General features: G+C 33.6%; 22 protein-coding genes. 4 read left to right on the top strand and 18 right to left on the bottom strand.

What is annotated here, in order from left to right:
- Positions 1-207 precede the first annotated feature (207 nt).
- The gene (locus tag BN3326_RS15015; protein ID WP_070000065.1) at positions 208-1,116 is read left to right on the top strand and encodes a cation diffusion facilitator family transporter; all 909 of its coding nucleotides are present in this window, start codon (positions 208-210) and stop codon (positions 1,114-1,116) included.
- Positions 1,117-1,136: 20 nt separating this feature from the next.
- Here the strand turns inward: BN3326_RS15015 and BN3326_RS15010 are convergent, their stop codons facing one another.
- Positions 1,137-1,391, bottom strand: coding sequence for a hypothetical protein (locus BN3326_RS15010; protein ID WP_070000064.1), 255 nt, complete (start codon positions 1,389-1,391; stop codon positions 1,137-1,139).
- A 130-nt stretch (positions 1,392-1,521) separates the two neighbouring features.
- The gene (locus BN3326_RS15005) at positions 1,522-2,376 is read right to left on the bottom strand and encodes an SDR family oxidoreductase (RefSeq protein ID WP_070000063.1); all 855 of its coding nucleotides are present in this window, start codon (positions 2,374-2,376) and stop codon (positions 1,522-1,524) included.
- Positions 2,377-2,528: 152 nt separating this feature from the next.
- Between BN3326_RS15005 and BN3326_RS15000 the strand changes: the two genes are divergently transcribed.
- The 3 genes from BN3326_RS15000 (at position 2,529) to BN3326_RS14990 (ending at position 5,067) form a co-directional block, all read left to right on the top strand.
- Entirely contained in the window at positions 2,529-3,089 is a 561-nt protein-coding gene (locus BN3326_RS15000; RefSeq protein WP_070000062.1) for a nitroreductase family protein, read from the top strand.
- A 313-nt stretch (positions 3,090-3,402) separates the two neighbouring features.
- Positions 3,403-4,128: a DUF421 domain-containing protein gene (locus tag BN3326_RS14995; protein ID WP_070000061.1), complete on the top strand. Its 726-nt coding sequence runs from the start codon at positions 3,403-3,405 to the stop codon at positions 4,126-4,128.
- Between the two features lie 213 nt (positions 4,129-4,341).
- A complete protein-coding gene (locus tag BN3326_RS14990; RefSeq protein WP_070000060.1) occupies positions 4,342-5,067 on the top strand; it encodes a DUF421 domain-containing protein in 726 nt (241 codons plus the stop codon).
- Between the two features lie 171 nt (positions 5,068-5,238).
- Here BN3326_RS14990 and BN3326_RS14985 read toward each other — a convergent pair whose 3' ends face one another.
- From BN3326_RS14985 to BN3326_RS14910, 16 genes are all read right to left on the bottom strand, one after another.
- Positions 5,239-6,378: a CheR family methyltransferase gene (locus BN3326_RS14985; protein ID WP_070000059.1), complete on the bottom strand. Its 1,140-nt coding sequence runs from the start codon at positions 6,376-6,378 to the stop codon at positions 5,239-5,241.
- 22 nt (positions 6,379-6,400) lie between these two features.
- Entirely contained in the window at positions 6,401-9,874 is a 3,474-nt protein-coding gene (locus BN3326_RS14980; protein ID WP_070000058.1) for a response regulator, read from the bottom strand.
- Between the two features lie 39 nt (positions 9,875-9,913).
- The gene (locus BN3326_RS14975; RefSeq protein ID WP_070000057.1) at positions 9,914-11,188 is read right to left on the bottom strand and encodes a hybrid sensor histidine kinase/response regulator; all 1,275 of its coding nucleotides are present in this window, start codon (positions 11,186-11,188) and stop codon (positions 9,914-9,916) included.
- A 432-nt stretch (positions 11,189-11,620) separates the two neighbouring features.
- Positions 11,621-12,436: an N-acetylmuramoyl-L-alanine amidase gene (locus BN3326_RS14970; protein WP_070000056.1), complete on the bottom strand. Its 816-nt coding sequence runs from the start codon at positions 12,434-12,436 to the stop codon at positions 11,621-11,623.
- Positions 12,437-12,447: 11 nt separating this feature from the next.
- Positions 12,448-12,762, bottom strand: a complete 315-nt coding sequence (locus BN3326_RS14965; RefSeq protein ID WP_070000055.1) for a hypothetical protein — start codon at positions 12,760-12,762, stop codon at positions 12,448-12,450.
- Between the two features lie 78 nt (positions 12,763-12,840).
- Positions 12,841-13,125, bottom strand: coding sequence for a hypothetical protein (locus tag BN3326_RS14960; protein ID WP_083258739.1), 285 nt, complete (start codon positions 13,123-13,125; stop codon positions 12,841-12,843).
- Positions 13,126-13,310: 185 nt separating this feature from the next.
- Complete coding sequence (locus BN3326_RS14955; protein ID WP_070000054.1) at positions 13,311-14,201, bottom strand: hypothetical protein; 891 nt, start codon at positions 14,199-14,201, stop codon at positions 13,311-13,313.
- On the bottom strand, positions 14,185-14,730 hold the full coding sequence (locus BN3326_RS14950; RefSeq protein ID WP_070000053.1) for a putative phage tail protein: 546 nt from the start codon (positions 14,728-14,730) through the stop codon (positions 14,185-14,187). Before BN3326_RS14950 ends, BN3326_RS14955 begins: the two co-directional genes overlap by 17 nt.
- 5 nt (positions 14,731-14,735) lie before the next feature.
- A complete protein-coding gene (locus BN3326_RS14945; RefSeq protein WP_083258738.1) occupies positions 14,736-15,746 on the bottom strand; it encodes a baseplate J/gp47 family protein in 1,011 nt (336 codons plus the stop codon).
- The gene (locus BN3326_RS14940) at positions 15,743-16,132 is read right to left on the bottom strand and encodes a DUF2634 domain-containing protein (protein WP_070000052.1); all 390 of its coding nucleotides are present in this window, start codon (positions 16,130-16,132) and stop codon (positions 15,743-15,745) included. The genes BN3326_RS14945 and BN3326_RS14940 overlap by 4 nt, the downstream gene beginning before the upstream one ends.
- A complete protein-coding gene (locus BN3326_RS14935) occupies positions 16,122-16,382 on the bottom strand; it encodes a DUF2577 family protein (RefSeq protein WP_070000051.1) in 261 nt (86 codons plus the stop codon). The genes BN3326_RS14940 and BN3326_RS14935 overlap by 11 nt, the downstream gene beginning before the upstream one ends.
- Complete coding sequence (locus tag BN3326_RS14930; protein WP_070000050.1) at positions 16,379-17,320, bottom strand: XkdQ/YqbQ family protein; 942 nt, start codon at positions 17,318-17,320, stop codon at positions 16,379-16,381. Before BN3326_RS14930 ends, BN3326_RS14935 begins: the two co-directional genes overlap by 4 nt.
- Positions 17,317-17,991, bottom strand: coding sequence for a LysM peptidoglycan-binding domain-containing protein (locus tag BN3326_RS14925; protein WP_070000049.1), 675 nt, complete (start codon positions 17,989-17,991; stop codon positions 17,317-17,319). The genes BN3326_RS14930 and BN3326_RS14925 overlap by 4 nt, the downstream gene beginning before the upstream one ends.
- The gene (locus BN3326_RS14920) at positions 17,991-19,991 is read right to left on the bottom strand and encodes a phage tail tape measure protein (protein WP_070000048.1); all 2,001 of its coding nucleotides are present in this window, start codon (positions 19,989-19,991) and stop codon (positions 17,991-17,993) included. The genes BN3326_RS14925 and BN3326_RS14920 overlap by 1 nt, the downstream gene beginning before the upstream one ends.
- A gap of 196 nt (positions 19,992-20,187) precedes the next feature.
- Positions 20,188-20,586, bottom strand: coding sequence for a phage tail assembly chaperone (locus BN3326_RS14915; protein WP_070000047.1), 399 nt, complete (start codon positions 20,584-20,586; stop codon positions 20,188-20,190).
- A 91-nt stretch (positions 20,587-20,677) separates the two neighbouring features.
- Positions 20,678-21,154, bottom strand: a complete 477-nt coding sequence (locus BN3326_RS14910) for a phage tail tube protein (protein WP_070000046.1) — start codon at positions 21,152-21,154, stop codon at positions 20,678-20,680.
- Between the last annotated feature and the right edge of the window lie 8 nt (positions 21,155-21,162).

The raw sequence follows: 21,162 nt of genomic DNA, 5'->3' as shown, positions 1-21,162 counted from the left end.
TAGGTTTTTTACCCTGCTAATGTTCATTATAATTCCTCAGAAAATATATGTATACCAAACTAGAAAATATAGTTTTTTATATTTGCACCACTTTAAGATACTACACATAGTATAATAGAATAGAATAATCACAAAACACTTTGTACTGCATTCTGATGGTTTAAATGCCATAGAGCTATCCTATACGCATTATATGGAGGTAACTATATGGAAAATTGTATAGAAAATGAGCTCACGATGAAGGTATCTGCAGTAAGTATTATCACTAATATAGCCTTATCACTACTTAAACTTTTTGCAGGTCTTTTTGCACATTCTAGTGCTATGATTTCAGATGCCATTCATTCTGCATCTGATGTATTTAGTACATTCATTGTCATTATTGGTGTCAATCTCTCAAATAAAGCATCTGATGCCGAACATCAATATGGTCATGAGCGCTTAGAATGTATTGCCTCTATTATTCTCGCCATTATCCTCGGTGCTACAGGACTTGGCATTGGTTTAAATGGTGTTAATAAAATTTTAAATTACAACTATGATTATGACAGCTTCCAAATAACAGGTGTGTTTGCTCTTATAGTCTCCATACTTTCTATTGCAATAAAGGAATGGATGTACTGGTACACAAGAGGGGCCGCCAAAAAAATAAACTCTAGCGCATTAATGGCTGATGCTTGGCACCACCGTTCTGACGCCTTATCCTCTATCGGAAGTTTTATCGGTATTTTGGGTGCTAGACTTGGATTTTCGGTACTCGATCCTATTGCCAGTGTAATCATATGCCTATTTATTGAAAAAGCTGCTTATGATATATTAAGAGATACTGTTTCAAAACTCGTAGATCACGCTTGTGATCCTGAAACACTATTATGTATGAAAGAACTTATCAAACAACAAGATGGTGTGCTAAGCTTAGACGAAATAAAAACGAGATTGTTTGGCTCTAAAATATATGTAGATATAGAAATAGCGGCAGATGGTCATCAATCTTTAAGCAGCGCCCATGATATTGCAGAAAATATTCATTTATTAATAGAACACACATTTCCTTCCGTAAAGCATTGTATGGTTCATGTAAATCCAAGATTTGAAAATAGACAAAAATCGCTCTAGACTTTTCTAGAGCGATTTTTTTATTGAAAATTATTATTTTCTTCTTCTGATATGGCTGTTGGATTCATAAGTTCGTCATAGGCCTTCTGTGTTTGTATGAGCTCTGCCAGACTAAATTTCTTAGATAAATAACTTATTGTATCTATTCTTCTTAAGGACTTATTAACTTGTTCTTCAAAAATATCTATTTCTCTTGTTAGTCCCAATTGAATATGGCTTAATCGTCTTCTGATACTCAAAATTGCCTTAAGTATTTCCTCTTTATTTGTACTCATTATAGTTTCCTCTCTTGTTAGATCATTTTTAATTTATTACGTACTTTAAGTCCTAAAATGACAGTTTGCTAACTCATATTATATCTTATTTCTATAGAGAAACAACATTAACTATTCATTCGCTAGCAGATTAATTCTCTTTAGCTAAATGCACAAGATTTATGCTGACTTCCCATAGTCTTTTTGCAATAGCTTTATCATAAGACAGCCTCGAGGACATTATAGCCTTTTTATCATAAAAGTACTTACCAGTGACGTCTTCAACCTCTTTGGATACAGCTAAATAAATAGCTGTCTGGGCCCCTTCTAATGGTGTTTGAAAAAATGGCTTTAATCGACTTGTTATAAATGTTCCAAATCCAGTCTCTCTATCAACCCCCATTTTAGTGGCTACCGCACCTGGATGAAGCGCATTTACCGTTACCCCTTTTCCTTGTAGCCTATCTGCAAGTTCATAAGTGAAAAGAACATTGGCAAGTTTTGACTGTGCATAAGCTTTAATAAGGTTATAATGCTTTTTAAGATGAATATCTTCAAAGTGAATCTTGCCTATTTTATGTGCTCCTGAAGAAACATTAATAATTCTAGCCGGTGCACTTTTTATGAGGGTATCTAGGAGTAAATGTGTTAAAAGAAAGTGTCCGAGGTGATTAACACCAAACTGTAGTTCAAACCCATCCTTCGTTTGACGTCTTTTGGGCACAATTACCCCTGCATTATTGATAAGTATATCTAACCTATTATATTTCTTTTTAAATTCACTTACTAAACGTCTTATACTAGGTAAGTCCGCTAAGTCGCACAACATTAAATCAACTTCATCATTGCCACTTACCCTTTTAATTTCTTCTAATGCCTTTTCGCCTCTTTCTTTATTTCTAGAAATAATAACCACTATATTGCCGAGCTTTGCAAGTTCGGAAGCTGCGGCCTTTCCCATTCCTGCATTACCGCCAGTAATAAGTACAACTTTCTTTCCTTCCATACTATCGACCTCCCGTAAGATGACTTCCCCAAAACAGAGTATCAAAAAATATATTAAAGTATTGCTCTAGCAAAGTTGTTTTATTTAGTATATCATTTAATTATAGTTAAAGGATCGATGTAGGTCATACATAAGAAGAGGGGGAAATAAAGATGAATGAAACACTAAAAACAATTAAAAATAGAAGAGCTATTAGAAACTATCATCCAGATCAAATATCAGATTCAGCATTACAAGAAATATTAAACGCTGCATTATACGCGCCAAATGCAATGAATAGGCAAAGCTGGCACTTTACTGTTATACAGAATAAATCAATGCTTGATCAACTTGCAGACAGTATTATAGAAAATGTTATTAATTTTAATAATAAAGCGCTGGTAAATATGGTGAGTTCCCCAGGCTACCATCCCTTTTATAAGGCGCCAACAATTATTCTTATCAGCGGAGACATGGCAAATGAATTTATTCAAATCGAAGCCGGGACAGCTGCTCAGAATATCTCCCTTGCAGCAGAGTCCCTCAATATAGGCTCTTGTATTATGACTATGTCCAATTTTATCTTTGCCTCTAGTAAAGCTGATGTAATTAAAAAATCTTTAGGTATCCCTAATGGATATAACCCTATTTGCGGCGTAGTTCTTGGGTATAAGGCTGGTCAGGTCCCCCCTGTTCCTTCAAGGAATAAAGAGGTTATTACTTATTATAAATAAAACTAACATGAACATACTCTATTGTATCAAATTTATTTACTAAAGGCAGCAGTTTATTTTCTGCTGCCTTTAGTAATTGAACTTATTTTAAGCAATGTGTGATGTGAAATTATTCTATAAACAACTTTGTGTAGATGAATAGATAAACTTTTTGAGTTAATTCTCTATATAATATTTATTAAATGATTAAATCATTTATTCAACATTCATAAGAATATCCTTCAGTAAGGTTGCTTTATTTTTTATTCATGTATTGATAAATAAAACATTGGAAAAGATGGTAATATAAAAATATTTAGAAAGGAGTCTTTCAATGCTTGAATTTCTTAATGACTCGGCTCTTGTTCTTGGAAGAATCATTACTATTTTACCCCTATTACTGTTTATTACGCTTTATATGGGAAAACGTGCTATTGGGGAATTACCTGTCTTTGACTTTTTAATCATCGTTATCTTAGGTGCTATAGTTGGTGCCGATATTGCGGATCCTGAGATCAAACATCTTCCTACAGCCGTAGCAATAATAAGTGTCGGCATCATTCAAAGATTAGTCGCATCTCTTAAAATTTCCAATCGCAAAATAGGAAGACTCATTACATTTGAACCCACTATTGTAGTTCAAAATGGTAAGTTTTTAGATAAAAGTCTCAAGAAAATTCACTACTCTATCGATAATATCCTTCAGATGCTTAGAGAAAAAGATATATTTGATATCAGTGAAGTCGAGACAGCTATTATAGAATCCAGTGGTAACTTAAGTGTGCTAAAAAAACCTAAAAAAAATACTGTTACACTGGAAGATATGAAAATCTCCAAAAAAATATCTAGTATTACCTTTCCAGTCATCATAGAAGGTGAAGTATATGCTGATGTACTGAAATATTTCAATTTAGATGAAAAGTGGCTCAATGAGCAGCTTGCTTATCAGGAAGTAACTGATATTAAAAGTATCTTCTTTGCATCTCTTAATCATAATCATGATCTTCATATTTCTTTAAGGGATGAAACCCAAATACTTACCCCGGTTATAAAACATTAATACATCTTTAAATTTTAATTAGTTGCAATAATATAGGATGCGAAATCATTCTGAAAAACAACTTTATAGTGATGAGTGACACAAGTTTATATGTTGTTTCTGCATAGACCTCTACAACTGATCTTTGGCGCATAACTTTACTAAATTTCCAAGGAAATAAGTTGAAGTTATGTGCTTTTTCATTCTTTAAAATATTTAAAAGGAGCAAATCAAATGTTTGAATTTATTAAAGATTCCTCTCTAGTTCTCATAAGAATAATAACCATTTTACCCCTCATACTCTTTACTACGCTTTATATGGGAAAACGCACTATCGGTGAGATTCCCATATTTGACTTCTTAGTTATTCTCATACTAGGTTCAGTGGTAGGCGCTGATATTGCTGACCCAAACATCAAACATCTTCCAACTGTTGTAGCTATAATAGGTATTGCAATCTTGCAAAGAATCATTGCAAATCTCAAAATCACCAATCGCAAAATAGGCAGACTCATTACCTTTGAACCTACTGTCGTTGTTCAGAATGGTAAGTTATTAAATAAAAATCTTAAAAAAATCAGGTATTCTATTGATAATATTCTTCAGTTGCTTAGAGAAAAGGATATATTTGATATCAATGATGTTGAGACCGCCTTAATTGAATCAAGCGGTAACTTAAGTGTATTGAAGAAGCCTCGTAAAAATACAGTAACCCTAGAAGATATGAAATTAGTCAAAAAAAATTCCTCTATCGCCTATCCTATCATTATTGAAGGGGAAATTTGTTCAGATCTTTTAAGCTATTTTAATCTAAGCGAAGCATGGCTTCATGAAAAATTACGCTACCAAGAAATTACTGATATAAAAGACATCTTCTTCGCTTCCATTAATGAGCAGCACGAACTTCATATTTCTCTAAAAAACGAAAACATCTCTAATATACCTATTATAAAGCACTAGTAAAAAAATGATAAATTATGCAGTACCTTCCAAGGTCATTAAAGAGGGCTTCCACAGCCCCTATATCATCCTTTCTCTTTCTATCATCATACTCTCACTCATAGCTACCTATTTTATCTATAATAAGAAGACTTTTAGAATATAAGCTAAGGGGCCAAAAGGCCCCTTAAATCAAGTTGGCTTCGCTTTATAAATCCTTTCTTTTTGCATATAGAAGCTGAAATATTGCTCTCCTGCACCAAGCAGCATCCCTTCATTCTTACCCGTTACTAGAAACCCTCTGCCATTAAGTGAACAATGAAAACTTTTCAATATATTATTTTGAAGTTCTGTATTAAAATACATCATTACATTTCTGCATAAAATAAGTTCAAATTCATTTAAGCTTCCGCTTTCAGTAAGGTTATGCTGAAAAAAAAGTATCTTTTTACCTAAGTAATCTTTTGCCTTTATATAATCTCCCTTTAGCTCAAAATAACTCATAAAACTTCTTTCCCCACCAGCATGCTTATAATTTAGAATATCTTGATCAATATTCTGAATTGAATAGAGTCCATTTTTTGCTTCTTCTATGACATAAGGATTAATATCTGTAGCATAAATCTGTGCCCTGTCAAGAAGTCCAAGTTCATCAAGTAATATCGCAATTGAGTATGCTTCCTTTCCATTTGAGCACCCTGCACACCATATTCTAATGTGCGTATAAGAACTCAGATAAGCTAATACTCTTTTTTTAATTGCAAGTAGCACTTCAGGATCTCTGAAAAAATCTGTTACATTAATAGAAAAATCTATAAAAAGCTGATCAAAAATATTAGGGTCTTCAAACACTGCACTGCAAAAATCTGTAAAGCTGTTAATACTTTCTTTGAGCATACACACTTTAATACGCCGTTTAATACAATTTAACTGATATCTTGTATAATCATAGCCATATATATGGTACAACTTCTCTAAAAATGCAATTAACCTATCTTTTGGGATCATATCATCTTGATATTTTGTACATTGTCTACTCTCTATACATCTGACCTTCATGTATTTGCAGTTTATTCCCAAGGTATGAAGATACGTGTATAAATACATTTTAAAAACATATATCTTACAGGCGTTAGTCTTTTCTATACTATAAAGTTTTTCTACGATCTGTCTTGGAAGCATATTTGCATCAAAGAATGTAATACTTAATACTTGCTTCTTGGCATCATCTACACTGTCTAAAAATCTATTTATTTCTTCTTTAGAATGAACTTCTCCGCTTATAACTATATGCTTAATTTTGTTTTTATCAACATATCTCTCTATATTCATCTGCGTCTCACCTTATTATTAGTTAGTCCTTTAATATCCAGGCCTTAATAACCCTTATTAAATTATCATAATCTACAGGTTTAGAAATATAATCATTTGCTCCAACTGAAATACACTTTTCCCGATCTTCCTTTAAAGACTTGGCAGTCAGTGCTATAATAGGAATATGTTTAAATCTGCTATCCTGTCTAATTGCTATTATGGCTTCATAGCCATCCATTTCAGGCATCATAATATCCATCAAAATTAAATCTACTTGTTTTTCATTTAACGTCTCAAGCGCAATTTTACCATTATAGGCTTCTATAATATGTGCATTATAATTCTCAAGTACCGAAGCAAGGCTATACACATTTCTTGGATCATCATCTACGATAAGAATATTCTTACCTTTAAGACTTAAACCCTGATCTTCATTTGTACTCGCTGGGTCATTTCCTCTCGACTTGGTATCCAGCCTGACCTTATGCAAAAATAACGTCACTTCATCAAGTAATCTTTCAGCTGAATGAGCGGTCTTCACAACTATACTATCTGAAAACTTTCTAACCTCTTTTTCTTGCTCTAAGGTTAGTTTTTTACCTGTATAAACTATAACCGGTATATCTATTTTCTTTTCTCCAATAAACCTGCATATATTTAGTCCTTTACCTTTTTCTATCTCCAAATTAAGTATAACAAGATCATACTTCTCTTGATCAAGCTCTTTTTTTGCATCATCATCTTTATCAACAGCCTTTATTTTCACATCACTGTAACTTATGAAATCTTTTATTTGCTGTTGCCTATCTTTATTATCTTCTATAAGAAGGATTGTCTTAGGCATCTTCTCAGAAAAGCCAATCATTCCTGAAACAAGATTAATAACTTCCTTTTCTTCTATAGGCTTCTGATGATAACCTAATGCGCCTATTTTCTGTGGCTTATTATTCTTATCATAAACCGAAATAATATGGACAGGTATATTCCTTAGTTCCTTAATGCTCTTTAATTCTCTAAGGACATCCATGCCATGTATATCCGGCAGTCCTAAGTCAAGTAAAATGCCCTTTGGCCTATATTTTTTGGCAAGCTCTAATCCCAGTCTGCCATTCTCAGCTAAAACTGCATTAAATCCCATGTTCTCAATAACTTTTGTAATATATTCACCAAAAACATTATCATCTTCTATAACTAAAATACTCTTATCTACTTCTTCCAGGGATTCTAAATAGGCACGTACAGGAACAGTTGCTGCTGTAATTTTATCTTCTGTATGTTCTAAAACAAAGGCTTCTTCATCTTCAGCAGCAACTGTATCTGCAATATGTAAAATAAACTCGCTGCCTTGCCCAGGTTTACTATTTACTTCTATACGGCCGCCCATTGCCTCAGCCAACTTCTTAGATATAGATAAGCCAAGTCCAGTTCCTCCATATTTTCTAGAAATGGATCCGTCACCTTGCTGAAATTCTTCAAAAATGATATTTTGTTGTTCTTTTGAAATACCTATGCCTGTATCTCTTACTACAAAACAAACTTCCGATGTATTTTCTTTATCTTTCTTAATTTCCACTATAACAGATCCTTTAGACGTAAACTTTATGGCATTAGAAATAAAGTTCCTTAATATCTGAGCAATTTTATGTTCATCTCCATATAATCTTTCAGATACATAATCTTCAATTTTAAATTCTAAGTTCTTCTCCTTGGCTAAACTTTTAAACATATCCTTTAGTTCTTCTATAAATAGCGTTGAATGAAAAAAATCCTTTTCTACATGTATTCTGCCAGATTCAATTTTAGATAAATCTAATATATCATTAATCAATCTTAAAAGCTCTTCTCCTGCTTTATGGATCACCTGTATTTTTTCTTGATCTTTAAGATTTATAGATTCTTTCTTAGTGTTTAAGAGCAGTTTTGATAATAAGATAATTGAATTTAATGGCGTTCTAAGTTCATGTGACATATTTGCTAAAAAATCTGATTTATATTTGTTAGATAATTCTACGTCCTCTTTTGCTTCTTCTAGTTTTATATTCTGATCATTTAAAAGCATCGTTTGCTGCTGCAATAAATGTTGCTGTTCTTCAAGTTCTGTATTAGTTTCCTGCAGTTTTTTTGCCTGTTGCTTTAAAATACGCTGTTGGCTATGAAGTACTTTGTTTGCCTCTTCTAATTCTTCTGCCTTTTTATCTAGTTCTTCTCTTGCTTTTTCAGATACATGAAGCAGTTCCAATACCTTGGCGTTTTGTTTAGCCGCATAGAGATTAACGGCAATTGTTGTGCTTGCTTCGTCTAAGTATTCAAGCTGTATTTCACTAATAACTTCCATCGAAGCAATTTCAATAACCCCATAAAGCTCTTCTTCATGAATAATAGGAAAAATGTAAGCATTTATTGGTTGTTGATTGATAAACACTGAACGAACCATTGCATTTTCGTCTCTAACGGGCTTCAATAAAAAAGATTTTTTTTCGAGACCAACTTGTCCCACTATGCCTTCTCCCAGTAAAAGTTCTGCTGGCAGCTCATCTTTATGTGAACAAGCATAAGACGCTATTAACTTTAATACATTATGCTCTTTTTCATACATATAAAAGACACCAGTACCCCCAGATATTGTTCGGCATAAGTTATTCATTGTATTTTGAGCAAGCTCTTCTAATGTATGATATCCAGATAATTTCTGATTAAGTGCATTTTTATGATCTTTAATCCAAAATACATTCTTAAGTTTTCTAATAAGACTATTGTAAAAATTTGACATCTCAGCTATTTCATTTTTTCCATCGATATCCGCAAAGGCGAGCTTATTTGTATTAATGCTTTCATTCATTGCATCTTTTAAACCATTAATCGGCACTAAAATACTTCTTATCATCACAATAAACAGGGCAAAAAAAACGAAGCTTAAAAAAACAATTAATCCTACAAGCATATGTATCTGATTGACTTCTAAATCTCTAGACTTCATAACAAGCTCATAAGCCTTCTCTTTAGAATTATTCTCAAGTTCAACTAGCAGATTTTCTAATCCATTCACCATAAAAGCAAAATCATTTTTAGCGAGATCTATAGCTTTTTGCATATTACCTTCTTGAATACAATTAATTGTTTCCATTCTTTCAGCCTGCCAACCTAAAAAATCCTTCCTTATCCTTATCTCAAGATCCATCACCTTTGACTCGGCAGCTTGATTTTTTATGACATCCAGACTCTGTAAGATTCTGTTATCTAATATCTGTATATCACTTATACCCTTTTGGAGTTCTTCTTCATTTCTTGATAAAATAATGTCTCTTGTAATTCTTTGAATTTTAATGATGTCTACTCTTATTTCTATCGCTGCACTAGAGACTTGCAGTGAGTCATTGTATATGAACCTTGTTGCATTACCCAAGTAGCTCATCTGTCTGATCGCAAAAATACCAAAGCTAATAAAAATGCTTATCCATATCAAAAGAATAATCATTAATCTTCTTTGCATACTAATATTTTTAAATTTGATCATTATATGCTCTCCTAATTCTTGTCTAAGTTTTAAGTATTATTACATATAAATATCCGAGAACTCTATGCTAATCTTCTGAACAACATTATTATCTACTTTATAATCATAACTCATTCCACCCATTGTCTCTCTATGCTTGTCATCGTTTACAGGCATTTCAACAACAAATTCACTGCCTTCTTGATACTCACTCCTTACTGTGATTTGACCACCATGAGACTCTACAAGATACCTGACTAGATTTAAGCCAATGCCGCTTCCTTCATTTCTTCTAGTGAGCAAATTATCCCCTTGTTTAAATCTTTCAAAAACCTTATCTAACATATCTTTTTGTATACCTATCCCTGTATCTTTTACAGAAATACTTATAGCATCTCCTATATCCTTTAACTGCACATAAACAGTGCCTCCCACCGGTGTAAACTTTATCGCATTGGAAAGCAGGTTAAGCACAATTCTCTCTATTGCATCTAAATCACAGTATACATCTTTCTCTTCTATATCCGTATCAAATACAAGATTCATCCCTTTATTTTTCATATAGGGAGCAATAGACATAGTAATAGACTCTACAAGCTCTACAATATTACATCTTCTAAAATTGAGCGTAAAGTGCCCTGTATCTATTTTTGTAATATCTATAAGGTTATTTACGAGTCTTAAGAGTCTATAACAATTCTGCTTTTGTATATGTACCTTTTCTCTAAACTTTTTCTTTTCTATCGGGGTTTCATTATCAAGATATAACTCTATGAGTTGTATAGAACTTAATATAATATTTAAAGGCGTTCTGAGTTCATGAGAAATATTTGCTAGAAATGTACTTTTGCCCTCGTTTGCAGCCTCTGCCTGTTCTTTTGCCTGCCTAAGTTCCTCAGTTTGTTCTTTGACTTTCTGTTCGAGTATCAGATTCATATTTCTTTCTTTTTCGATAAGTTTAAGATACACATTAATCCTATTAATAAGTTGGTATTCATCGATAGGCTTTACTAAATAATCTACTGCACCTATTTCAAATCCTCTTTTTCTAAATTCCTCACTTTTATAAGCAGCTGTAAGAAATACAATGGGTATATCTTTTGTCTTCTTTCTTTTTTTAATAAGGGCTGCTACTTCAAAACCGTCCATCCCTTCCATCTGTATATCTAAAATAATTAAATCTACAGTTCTGCTATATAATAGCTTAAGTGCATCTTGTCCACAATCTGCTTCTATTACTTCTGCATTAATATACTGTTTAATTAGTTCCCTAAGCGTAAATAAATTGTTATGATTATCATCTACAATCAATATCCTATAATTAAATTCAGCCACAATGCTCTACCCTCCATCTATTTTAACATTTATCCCCTCTTTTTATTGTACTTTAGTTTTTTGATTTGTCAAAGGATTTAGACATATGTTGAAAATTACATTTATTCTCTTTCACTTTGCGCAAATAGTACTTAAATGAGTCTACAAAAAAACAGCAGTTTTTTATTAGTTCTGCTGCCTTTTTAAGGGACTAATGCTTATTATTTAAAATTTACGTCCTCCACCGATAGCATTCATTGTTGTTTTGATAAATCCCATATAATCCCTCCAAAATTAACTTTTATGCGAATACTTCATTCTTACCATAGCCTTCCTTGCCTTATAAATCAATTTTCCAACTTGTTAAATCAGATTTGTTTTTCTCTATACTACAAAAGAAGCTGCCCTATAAAAAGTAAACTTTATTTACCTTTTAGGACAGCTTCTTTTGTATTATACTTTATTAGCTACTTTTATTATAAGACTTCGAACAGCTTCTTTAGTAAATCTTTTTTCAGTCCAAAGGATTTTATTTGAAATAACTTCTATATTATTTAGCTTTTCTATTGTATCTGCATAATTTCCAGTATTAAATACTGCCCTTCCTACTTTTTCCACCAGTGCCTCTGTGTACCTTAAGTTCATCTTTTCAAGTGTGTTCCAAGATACAGCATTAATTTTTACGTCTTTTACAATGAGTTTATTAACTGCATCTTTTAACTCTAAATCAATATTATCTATCACTATTTTATACTTTTTTACAATAGTATTTGCTACTGCTTTGATAAGATTCTCTTGATAGGAAGTTTCTGTTAGTTTTTTACACTCTTTTGCATTACTGATAAATCCGCATTCAATAAGTATAGCTTTTTCAAATCCATTTAATATACCTAAATCAGTTCGCTGCTTAGCCCCACGATTTGTAGCTCCCGTTGAAGTGCTCATTGCCTGACTCACACTTTCAGCAAGCTCTTTTTCTCCTTTATAAAGTACTTCTATCCCACTAGCATTATTGTTAGCTGCACTATTAATATGTATACTTACAAATAAATCACATTTCAGATTCAATGTCTTAGTGGTTCTTTCTAATATGCTTATTGTCTGTTTTTCAGTTTCTCTGGTCATGTAGCATATTATATGATGCTTTTCTAACTCTTTTTTAAGTTTTTGGCTTATTTGCAAAGCTAGATAAGACTCTTTTTGTCCATTGCCACAGGCCCCATAATCAAGGATATTATTTCTATGCCCAGGATCAATCATTATTTTCATCATTTCACCGCCTAGTTATCTGCTCTTATCTCTGAAAGATACTTTTTCATCTCTTCGACAGCCTGTTCGAGCATTCTATCTATTTCATTTTGAGAAAAGATCAGTTTAATCAAACTAGGTAACTTTTCATATAACCACGTCGTTACGGCCGCATACTTTAGCGTTCCTGTCTTGCTTCCATATGTATCTTCAGCTCTGCACACAAGGAAAAAAAGTATTTTCCTGACCTTTTCTCGATAGCCATTTTTTATAAGCAGAATGCAAGCTACTGCAAATAGAAATAGTGCTAAAATATTGCCTATATCAGCTTCTAAAAATTCAATCATAAGCTTTCTTTCTCCTTTACTATCGTATTTTATTGTTTGTGCTCTATTTAATTTCTCACTAAAGCTTTGCTACTTAGCTTATTTATCCTGAATAAGATGCTCATCAAGACGTTTATGTGCCTGTTTTGTACTTTCTTCTACTCTTACTAATCTTTCCTGCATATTGTCCATCTTAGTGTCTATTTTATCAAGCTTAATAAGTATATTACCGTTACCTCGTCTTACAATTTCAAGGTCTGTAGAGACTTTATTTTCATCTCTAGTACACTCCCTAATATCCTTTGCTCGACCAATAAAAAAGGCTACTATGTTTAGACATGTTAATAGCAATCCTATAAATATAATGAAGTCATCTAGTTCCACAGATATCACCTAGTCTTCTATAAAAACATTTTTAAATCCACTGTTTAAAAACTACATATAATTTTGCTAATACTATTACGTATGTTATGCTTCTATTCATATAATATTAAAATAATAAAGTACGCCTTTGTTATATGTATCTTATATACTTACACAATATCTATATTCATATATATAACTTATTATCACGGGGACAACCTGACTATATATACACGTGTTACACCAAAATTACAGGTTCCAGTTCCTGATGATAAATTATTATACCTGCAGATCTTAACTGCCCCAGATAGAGGAAAAAATCCAAATGCAAACCCTTGAATGGTATTGCCTGTTTTAATAGACAATGCATATGGTCCAACATCCAACTCTCCATACCCAATCGATCCTGACCATGCTAAGCTAGTCTCAAATGCAATCATATATGTACCAGCTTGTTTAAATGTTATTACATTGCCAGAATAAGTCGTATGTGCATTACCTTGTACTTGCGAAAAAGGTAGTGTATCCTCTTGTTTTTGTGATAATGAACAGCTTCCCCAAGTTATTGTATTCCATGCAGGCCCACTAGGAACTAATGCCTGTATTGCTTGCGTTACCCTTTCCGGAGTCATATATTTGGTCCCACTGGCTCCTGCTTGTGCCTCTGCCAAAGTTGCTATTCCATAGTTTTCTACACTACCTAAGCCTATATCTGCTTTTGCTAGTGTTACTGCTCCCGTTCTACCTGCTACACTGGTAACCGGAGCAGTATAACTACACTGTTTGGTAGTTGGATGACTATACGCGGCCAAGCTGCTTAATAATCCCTCTGGGGTTATCGATAGATTAGCTCCTACCTTAATAGGCCCAAGCTTGCTTGCTGTCGCAGGTGCAGATAAATTACCTATTTGATTATCTAGTGCATTTAATTTTACTTTGTCATCTTTGGACATAAGTCCATTTTTCGATATTGTAGCAATTTCCGATAAGCCACTTATTCGTTCATCTATAACGTCCATATTGCTATTCTGATCTTGTATATCATAATATTCATTGTCATTAGGCTTCTTTAGGCCTAAATTAGGAGTTACTTCCATTTATATCACTCTCCCTTAATTGTCTATGAGTAAATTGCTTTAAATAACTATAAGTATATGGTTTTAAGCCACCATGGGTTTTAAATATATATTCATAAGTATAATTTAAATGAGCAGGCTTAATCTCCTTAAGTGTCTGTGTTAAGTCACTCATATTAGGCGGCATACCAACAGTTCCTACAAACTTAATGATAAAACGGTAGTTTTCACTATCCTCTATAACTTCTACTTCACCATTAGAATACGCTTTGGCTGTTTCCTCTATCATTTGTTTCGTAGTCGTTCCAACTCCTAATATTTTAGCCTTGATCCGTTCTCTTCTGAAGTTATTACTTTTTGTAATATCAATAGGTAGTCCTAAAATCTTTTCCCACCTGCTTAACAACTCAGTGGAAGTTTTAACAAAACAGTTATCAACTGCAGCAATCAATTGTGCTTCCGTTAGAGTAACTTCTTGATCAAGTATGGTCTGCAGCTCCAGCATTGTATTATTTTGAGCATAGTAAAGGGGTAAGTAGTCCATTAACATACAACTCACCCCTTACTAAGTGAAATAGTTCCTATTCTAGGAACTTCACTGTCTGTTACTATTATATTTTCAGTATTTTCGTTAAGTGTCAAATGATTATAGTCTATAACTCCCTTGCATTGCAAAAGCAAGCTGCCGACGATTGCATAACTTACAAAGTTTTTCTCAAAAGTCATTCCTTTTAAATAGTCAGCTAATCTTTGTCTAAACTCTGTAGTAACTTCTTCTAATGTTACACTGCTGTTAATTGTTAATATGCTGCCAACATTTATTTCTTTGGCTATTGGCGTATCAATTGTAATGGTGGCTCCAATAGGTCTAAATTTCTCAATATACTCTCGCACACTCGTCTTAAGAGCATTTGTTGCAGGATTTTTCTCATTGTCCACGATAAGTATCTTGACCGTTCCATTGCCATTCCACAGGGGCAATACTTTGCAGTCTCCGACTCCTTCTACTTCAAGTGTCCATTGTTTATAATGATATTCATTTCCGCTTGTCGAAGGCATTTGTACTCTTAGGTAAAACCTCTTTCTCAGAGCTTCATCCGTTTCTGTATCGGTTCCATCTATTAAGATATCTGTAAGTTTAGCACTAGTAAGACCGCTAACATTATCTATTGGCTGCATACTTCCGCTATATTGATTTCCTATTACTCCTGGCTGCTCACATTCTAGTTTATATACGCCTGCATCTATCTTCTCTACTATCTTATAGATAATGTTTTGTATTGAAAAACGGCTTCCAATAGGCACATCTATATTAAATATTCCTTTTCTAATTGCCTTAGTGGCCATTTTACGTTCCACTCCAAATCCGCTGCAAAAACGTGTTAAATATTCTTGTATAGATGTGTCTACAAATACTAGATTAAGAAAGTTATCAAGCCTAAAATACATTTGAGCAAGTTCATAAGCACAAGGTGCCAATGCATCATAGATGATACTCCCTTCACGCTTATCTACATTACTTGGTACTTTACTCATCATACGTTCTAAAATTTCATTATAATTCACATCATCACCTCCTTATCTGCTGTAATTGTCCCATAAATACTGATTACATCAAAAGAACATATCAGCTGATCGGTGTTACTCTCAATATAAAAATTGGTGACATCTTTGATTCTGTCATCATATAAAAGTGCTTCTTTGATGAGTCCCTTAACAGCTATTTTTACATATTCTATGTCCTGGCCTATCAGCTGTTCCATATCTAGTCCATAGTCAAAGGAATAGATTGGATAATGATATCTTTCTGTATTTAATATCTTTTGGATAGCTTGCTTGAGTGCCTCCACGCCATCAATGATTCCTTGTATTGTTTCTATACCCAGTCTATAGGTATTGCTGGTTTGAGGCGTTTCGTCTATTTGTATGTTTATAGCTTCATTAGGTAACATCATTTATCACCTCAAGTATAAAATATTCTTGACCTCCATAATTACATATAAGTCTGAGCCTTGACCCTATTTGTTCAGAGTGTATCAGGTTTGCCTTCTGGTTACCCGTAATGAGTTCATAAGGAATAATAAGTTTATCCCCTATTTTAATTGAAAGCGGATTAACCGTTTCTACACTCCCAATCATCAGTTGAGTCATCTTTACACTGTTTAAATAATTAACTATTATTTTTTTAATCTCATTAATCATAATATAAGCTCCAAATCCATTGTATGACTTCCTTCTTTAAAGGTATGCGTCACCTTATCAACTACTAATCTCCTATTCATCCTTAGATCTTCCATACTTGAAAAAATCCTATTACCTGCCCTTACCCTTGTATCTCCAATACATTTTAGCTGTAAGGTCTCTTTTTCACGGTTATATGATCTAAGCATCTCATTGGCCCTTACCTGAAGCTGGGCGTTATTTACATTTTGATCCACTGATTCAAAATACTGCAAAATACCATAGGCCTTAAAGGATTCTTCATCTTTGGCGATAACAGGCTCTTTTTCATCCTTCTTAGTCAATACGATTAGATTATAGGTTCCATCATCTATAGACTTTTCATAATCATAATCGTAACATAAGCTACTATCGCCTATTACTAAAGACAGATTCAACTCTTTTAGATTGCGAAGAGCAATATGGCCTGCTTCATCTCGTACACAGTATTTTTCTCCTGTAGCCAATAATGTATCTTTTATACTGCTATAAAAAATATCCAGCCAGGTTTTATCTGTATGAATACTGGGAATCAGCTTGTATTTTGTGTCGGCTATAATCCCCCATTTAAGGTTGAAATACTTACAACTATTTTTAATCAAAGCTCCCAATGTCATATCTTTTATAACAATTGAATCTTTGGTTTTAAGATATCTAAGCTGATCATAGGCTGTAACCTGTATTTCTTTTTTGGAATTTCTTCTTGTCTTAAATACAAATCCATAAAATAACACTTGATTATCATATAGAAATTGTATAACCGACCCATTGCCTATTTCTGCATAACCGTCTATATGACTAAAGTCAAGCTTGCTGCAGCCATTATTAAGTACATCTGTCCATGTTATCTTTATAATTAAGTTTGTGATATCATATAATTTGTGATCTATATTGTTTGTAACTAAAAACTGTATACTCATCTGAGCTTAATCACCTGCCCTGGATAAATAAGATTCGGATTTTTGATTGTAGCATTTAGCTTGTGAAGTTCGATCCATCTGGCTCCATCTCCTAAAAACCTTTTTGCAATCCCCCATAATGTATCACCTTTTACAATGGTATAGTTCTCCGGCTTTTTAGGGCTTTCTGTATTTCCCTTTACCTGTTGTTTGGTTATTGTCCCTGTTACAGGATCTTCCTTTACCTCCTCCATCCTAATAAGATTGACGGTTTCTATAAGCTTGAAATCAACATAGTAATCCCCTTCTTCTCCAGCCTTTTCTGTGATCGTGATACTTTCAATCAATATCTGTGTATTAATCTCTTCATTGATGCCATCACTTACTTTAAAACCTATAGGCTTGTTGTTTCTCCGCCATTCTTGGAGTATTTCAAGATATCCATTAGCATTTCTGAAGCTCCCCGCTTTATCAAAGCCTCTTTGATTATTTACATAATGATAAGTCTTACTGGGAAATTCTGCTTCAAATTGAATGGTTCTATTAGCCATGTGCGTTGGCAGAGCTATCTGTCCCAATTTAAGAACTTCATACTTTTCATTAGCCTGTGGATTATCTATCTTAATTTCCTGTGGATTGACCGGTAGACGCATAACATCCTCATTAAAATTAAAAAATATATTAAAACTCATTAATACGCCCCCTCTGCTGCTATTGCAATTTGTTCCTGTAAAATATATTGGATACGTTGAGCAACCTTGTCAACATCAGCGGTTTCCTTAACATCCCCAAAGCTCACCTGAATATTAGGAGCTAGGGTCGCCGATGAATATTTATTGATGTAATCCCGTTCCGCAATATCCTTAAGATACTGTACATCATCATCAGACACATCCACAGGTACATTACCGCCGTTAGGTCCACTGACCGGTATACTTTCGTTGTTCGTCATATTAAATGGATTGCCAGCTGACAGGTTATCTTTATTATTTAACCCAGGTAGCGTTAGATTACCATCTTGTATACTTAAACTATTCGGCAGGATACTACCCAAACCTGTTTTGATGCCTTTATAAAAGTCTCCTGCTGTACTAGCTCCTTGGGTAAATGCGTCAGAGTAATCAACAAACTCCTTACTTTTTACAAATTCCTTTAGTTGATTTTCATCAGCTATTTTGCCTGCTTTAGCTGCCAGGTTATTCTTAAGATTTGTTATGCCCGATGTGAGACTCACCTTAACTCCAGGAATACCATTAAGTAAATCTTCAATGCCTTGTGCAATTTTTTCTATAAAGCTTAAAACATTTACAGCTAAATCATAGAATAGCTTCTGGACGGCTGCTACTGGATTACTAAAGACATTCCCAAAGAAATTGATAAATGCAGCTACTATATTCCACAGGTATATAAAACTATTGTAAAAATATCCGACAAATACGCCTAATATCCCGCCTACAACTTCAAAAATCTGTTCGAATGTCACACCCATCTGCCCTAATATATAGATAACAATGGCTACTGCTGCAATAAACATAAATATCGGCAGATTCATCATAATCCATGTGGCAGCCTGCACTAATAAAGGTTGTATCATCATCCATAACTTGCCTATAAGCATGGGGATATATGTAACACCTATAACCATTAAAGCCGCAGCGACGCCGCCAAGCACTGCTTGTATAATATCCCAATTTGAACCAATCACTTCTCCAAGCCATATAAACCCATTTACAAGCCATGATAAGCCTATTGCAATGAGATTAAACCCGCCAACCAATATATCTATAAATGGCTGAAAAGCTCCACTTTTTAATAACTCATTAAATTTTGTAACTATTGGAGCAAGTGTATCGGCAACTATTCTCATAGCACCACCGAAATCTTCTGATATTTTTTTTGTAAACATCCCCCACTGAATAGATAAATTTCCTACCATATTATCTAATGCCTCTTGGGAGTAGCCGGATTTACTTATAAGATCATCCAAAATGTCTACAGCCTCTGCCATATTCCCCATACTAACAGCATTCTCAAGCCCACTGCCTTTTATCGCCCCTGCGTCTATATTAAAGCTTTTAGTTAAATCTGAATAATCTCCCTGCATAGCTTTTTTTAAGGCATCTCCTGCTCCCTTGGCATCCTGTCCGCTTATATTTAATTTTGCAAGCTTCTCAGACATACTATTAAGCTGATCTATGTCTTCAACACTTCGTGTCACCCCCAAAAACTTTTGGGTATTGGCAGCCATCTCATCAATACTTAAGGAAGATCCCTTTGCTTGTTTAGATATATGATTAAATAACCTTGATCCAACCTTAGTATCACCTAATACTGCGCCGATTAACTGTTCTGATTTTTGCAGTTCTGTGGCTGTGTTTAAGCCTTTACCCATCAACTCAAATCCCTTTTTAACTATGGTCTGGACAGATATGAGTTCTTTTAGTTTGTCTTTCATCTTATCAAAGATACTCACTTTACTGGCTGTTTTACTTAAGGCATTATTAAAATTATTTGTAATATTTGACGCATTAACTAACTGAATATTAAAATGATTGGTTGTATTATTTATGTTGTTTATGTTTTTTTCAAAGAGCTTGGAAACATTAATTACATTTTTAATGCTTGTATTGTATTGTTCAGCTAATAAAATAGCTTTATTATTAATAACCGCCATATTATTTTGTACTGACATTTAAATCACCTCCTCCTTGAACTTTTTATACGTTTCAGTTTTTCCTGTTCTTTCTTTTCGGCCTCAATCCTATGCAAAATAGAGGCATAAAAAAATGCCCTTTCTCTTGCTGTCATATTGACTATTTGAGAAGGCACTATATGTAGCTTCTGGAGAGCATAATGAGCGATTACAAACTCGACATTACTCTCCTTTATTAGTTTTTTGCCTCTTCAATTAACTCATTTTCTGTCTGTAATCCGCTAATTTCTTGTACAGCTTGTGATAATACTGCAAATTCACCGACTAGAAGCATTTTATTTAAAAGCTGAGTCGCCCCCATTGCACCATAATATTTCTGTAAATCTGCACTGAGCAGGTCTGGATAAACCACACAGCTTGCCACCATTTCATTCATATAAGCTAACTTATCAAACGTTTCATTTCCTTTTTTGTCTTTTTTCATATGCTTTTTAAGAAGGTATTCATTTTCTTCACTCGTAATAGCTTTTACTTCCCACTCAACGGGTTTGCCGTCTTCTAAAAAACGTTTAGATACTATAATTTTTTGATTTTCTACTTGAATTGGATTTAAAAATGCCTTTAAACTTTTCATTGACTTTTTATCCTTCCTTTGTTTTGCTTATAATTTACTCAATCCTCTTTTATTGATATTCTTTAAAAGAGGGCCACCAGGCCCTCGCCTTCTATCTAAAATTTGCAGGCAAATCAAAAAATGACAACCCTTCGATATCATCAAATGTAAAGTCCGTATCAATCGTGATCGGATCTTCTGATTGATCATCAAGCACCGTTACCGGGATCGTTGCAAGTATGATGTTATTTAGAATGACTTCCTGCTTGCCGATACTGCTTTGTGCATCCTCATTCTTAATCTGTAACTTGATTCCGCCATAAGTTCCATTTTTGATATACTCTATAGCTAATTTCAGCATATCTGAGTTCATAAAATACATTGTCATGCTTCCTGTACCTTCAGCTCCGACAATCTTGTGCTGAGCCATTCTGTGCCCCAGCATCTGTCTGCTTTGTACTTTCATATCCAACTGTGCTTTGCAGTTAGATATCTCAAAAAGTTCTCTGTTTTGTCCATTAATTGTAATAAATGCTTTGCCTTCTTTAGAAGATATTGTGTCCACTAATTTTACATAATTATCTGCCATGATTTATC

It is taken from the genome of Cellulosilyticum sp. I15G10I2 (assembly GCF_900095725.1).
Lineage (GTDB): Bacteria > Bacillota > Clostridia > Lachnospirales > Cellulosilyticaceae > FMMP01.
Note: the sequence above shows the minus strand (reverse complement) of the source record. Positions and strands in the feature narration are given on the sequence as shown.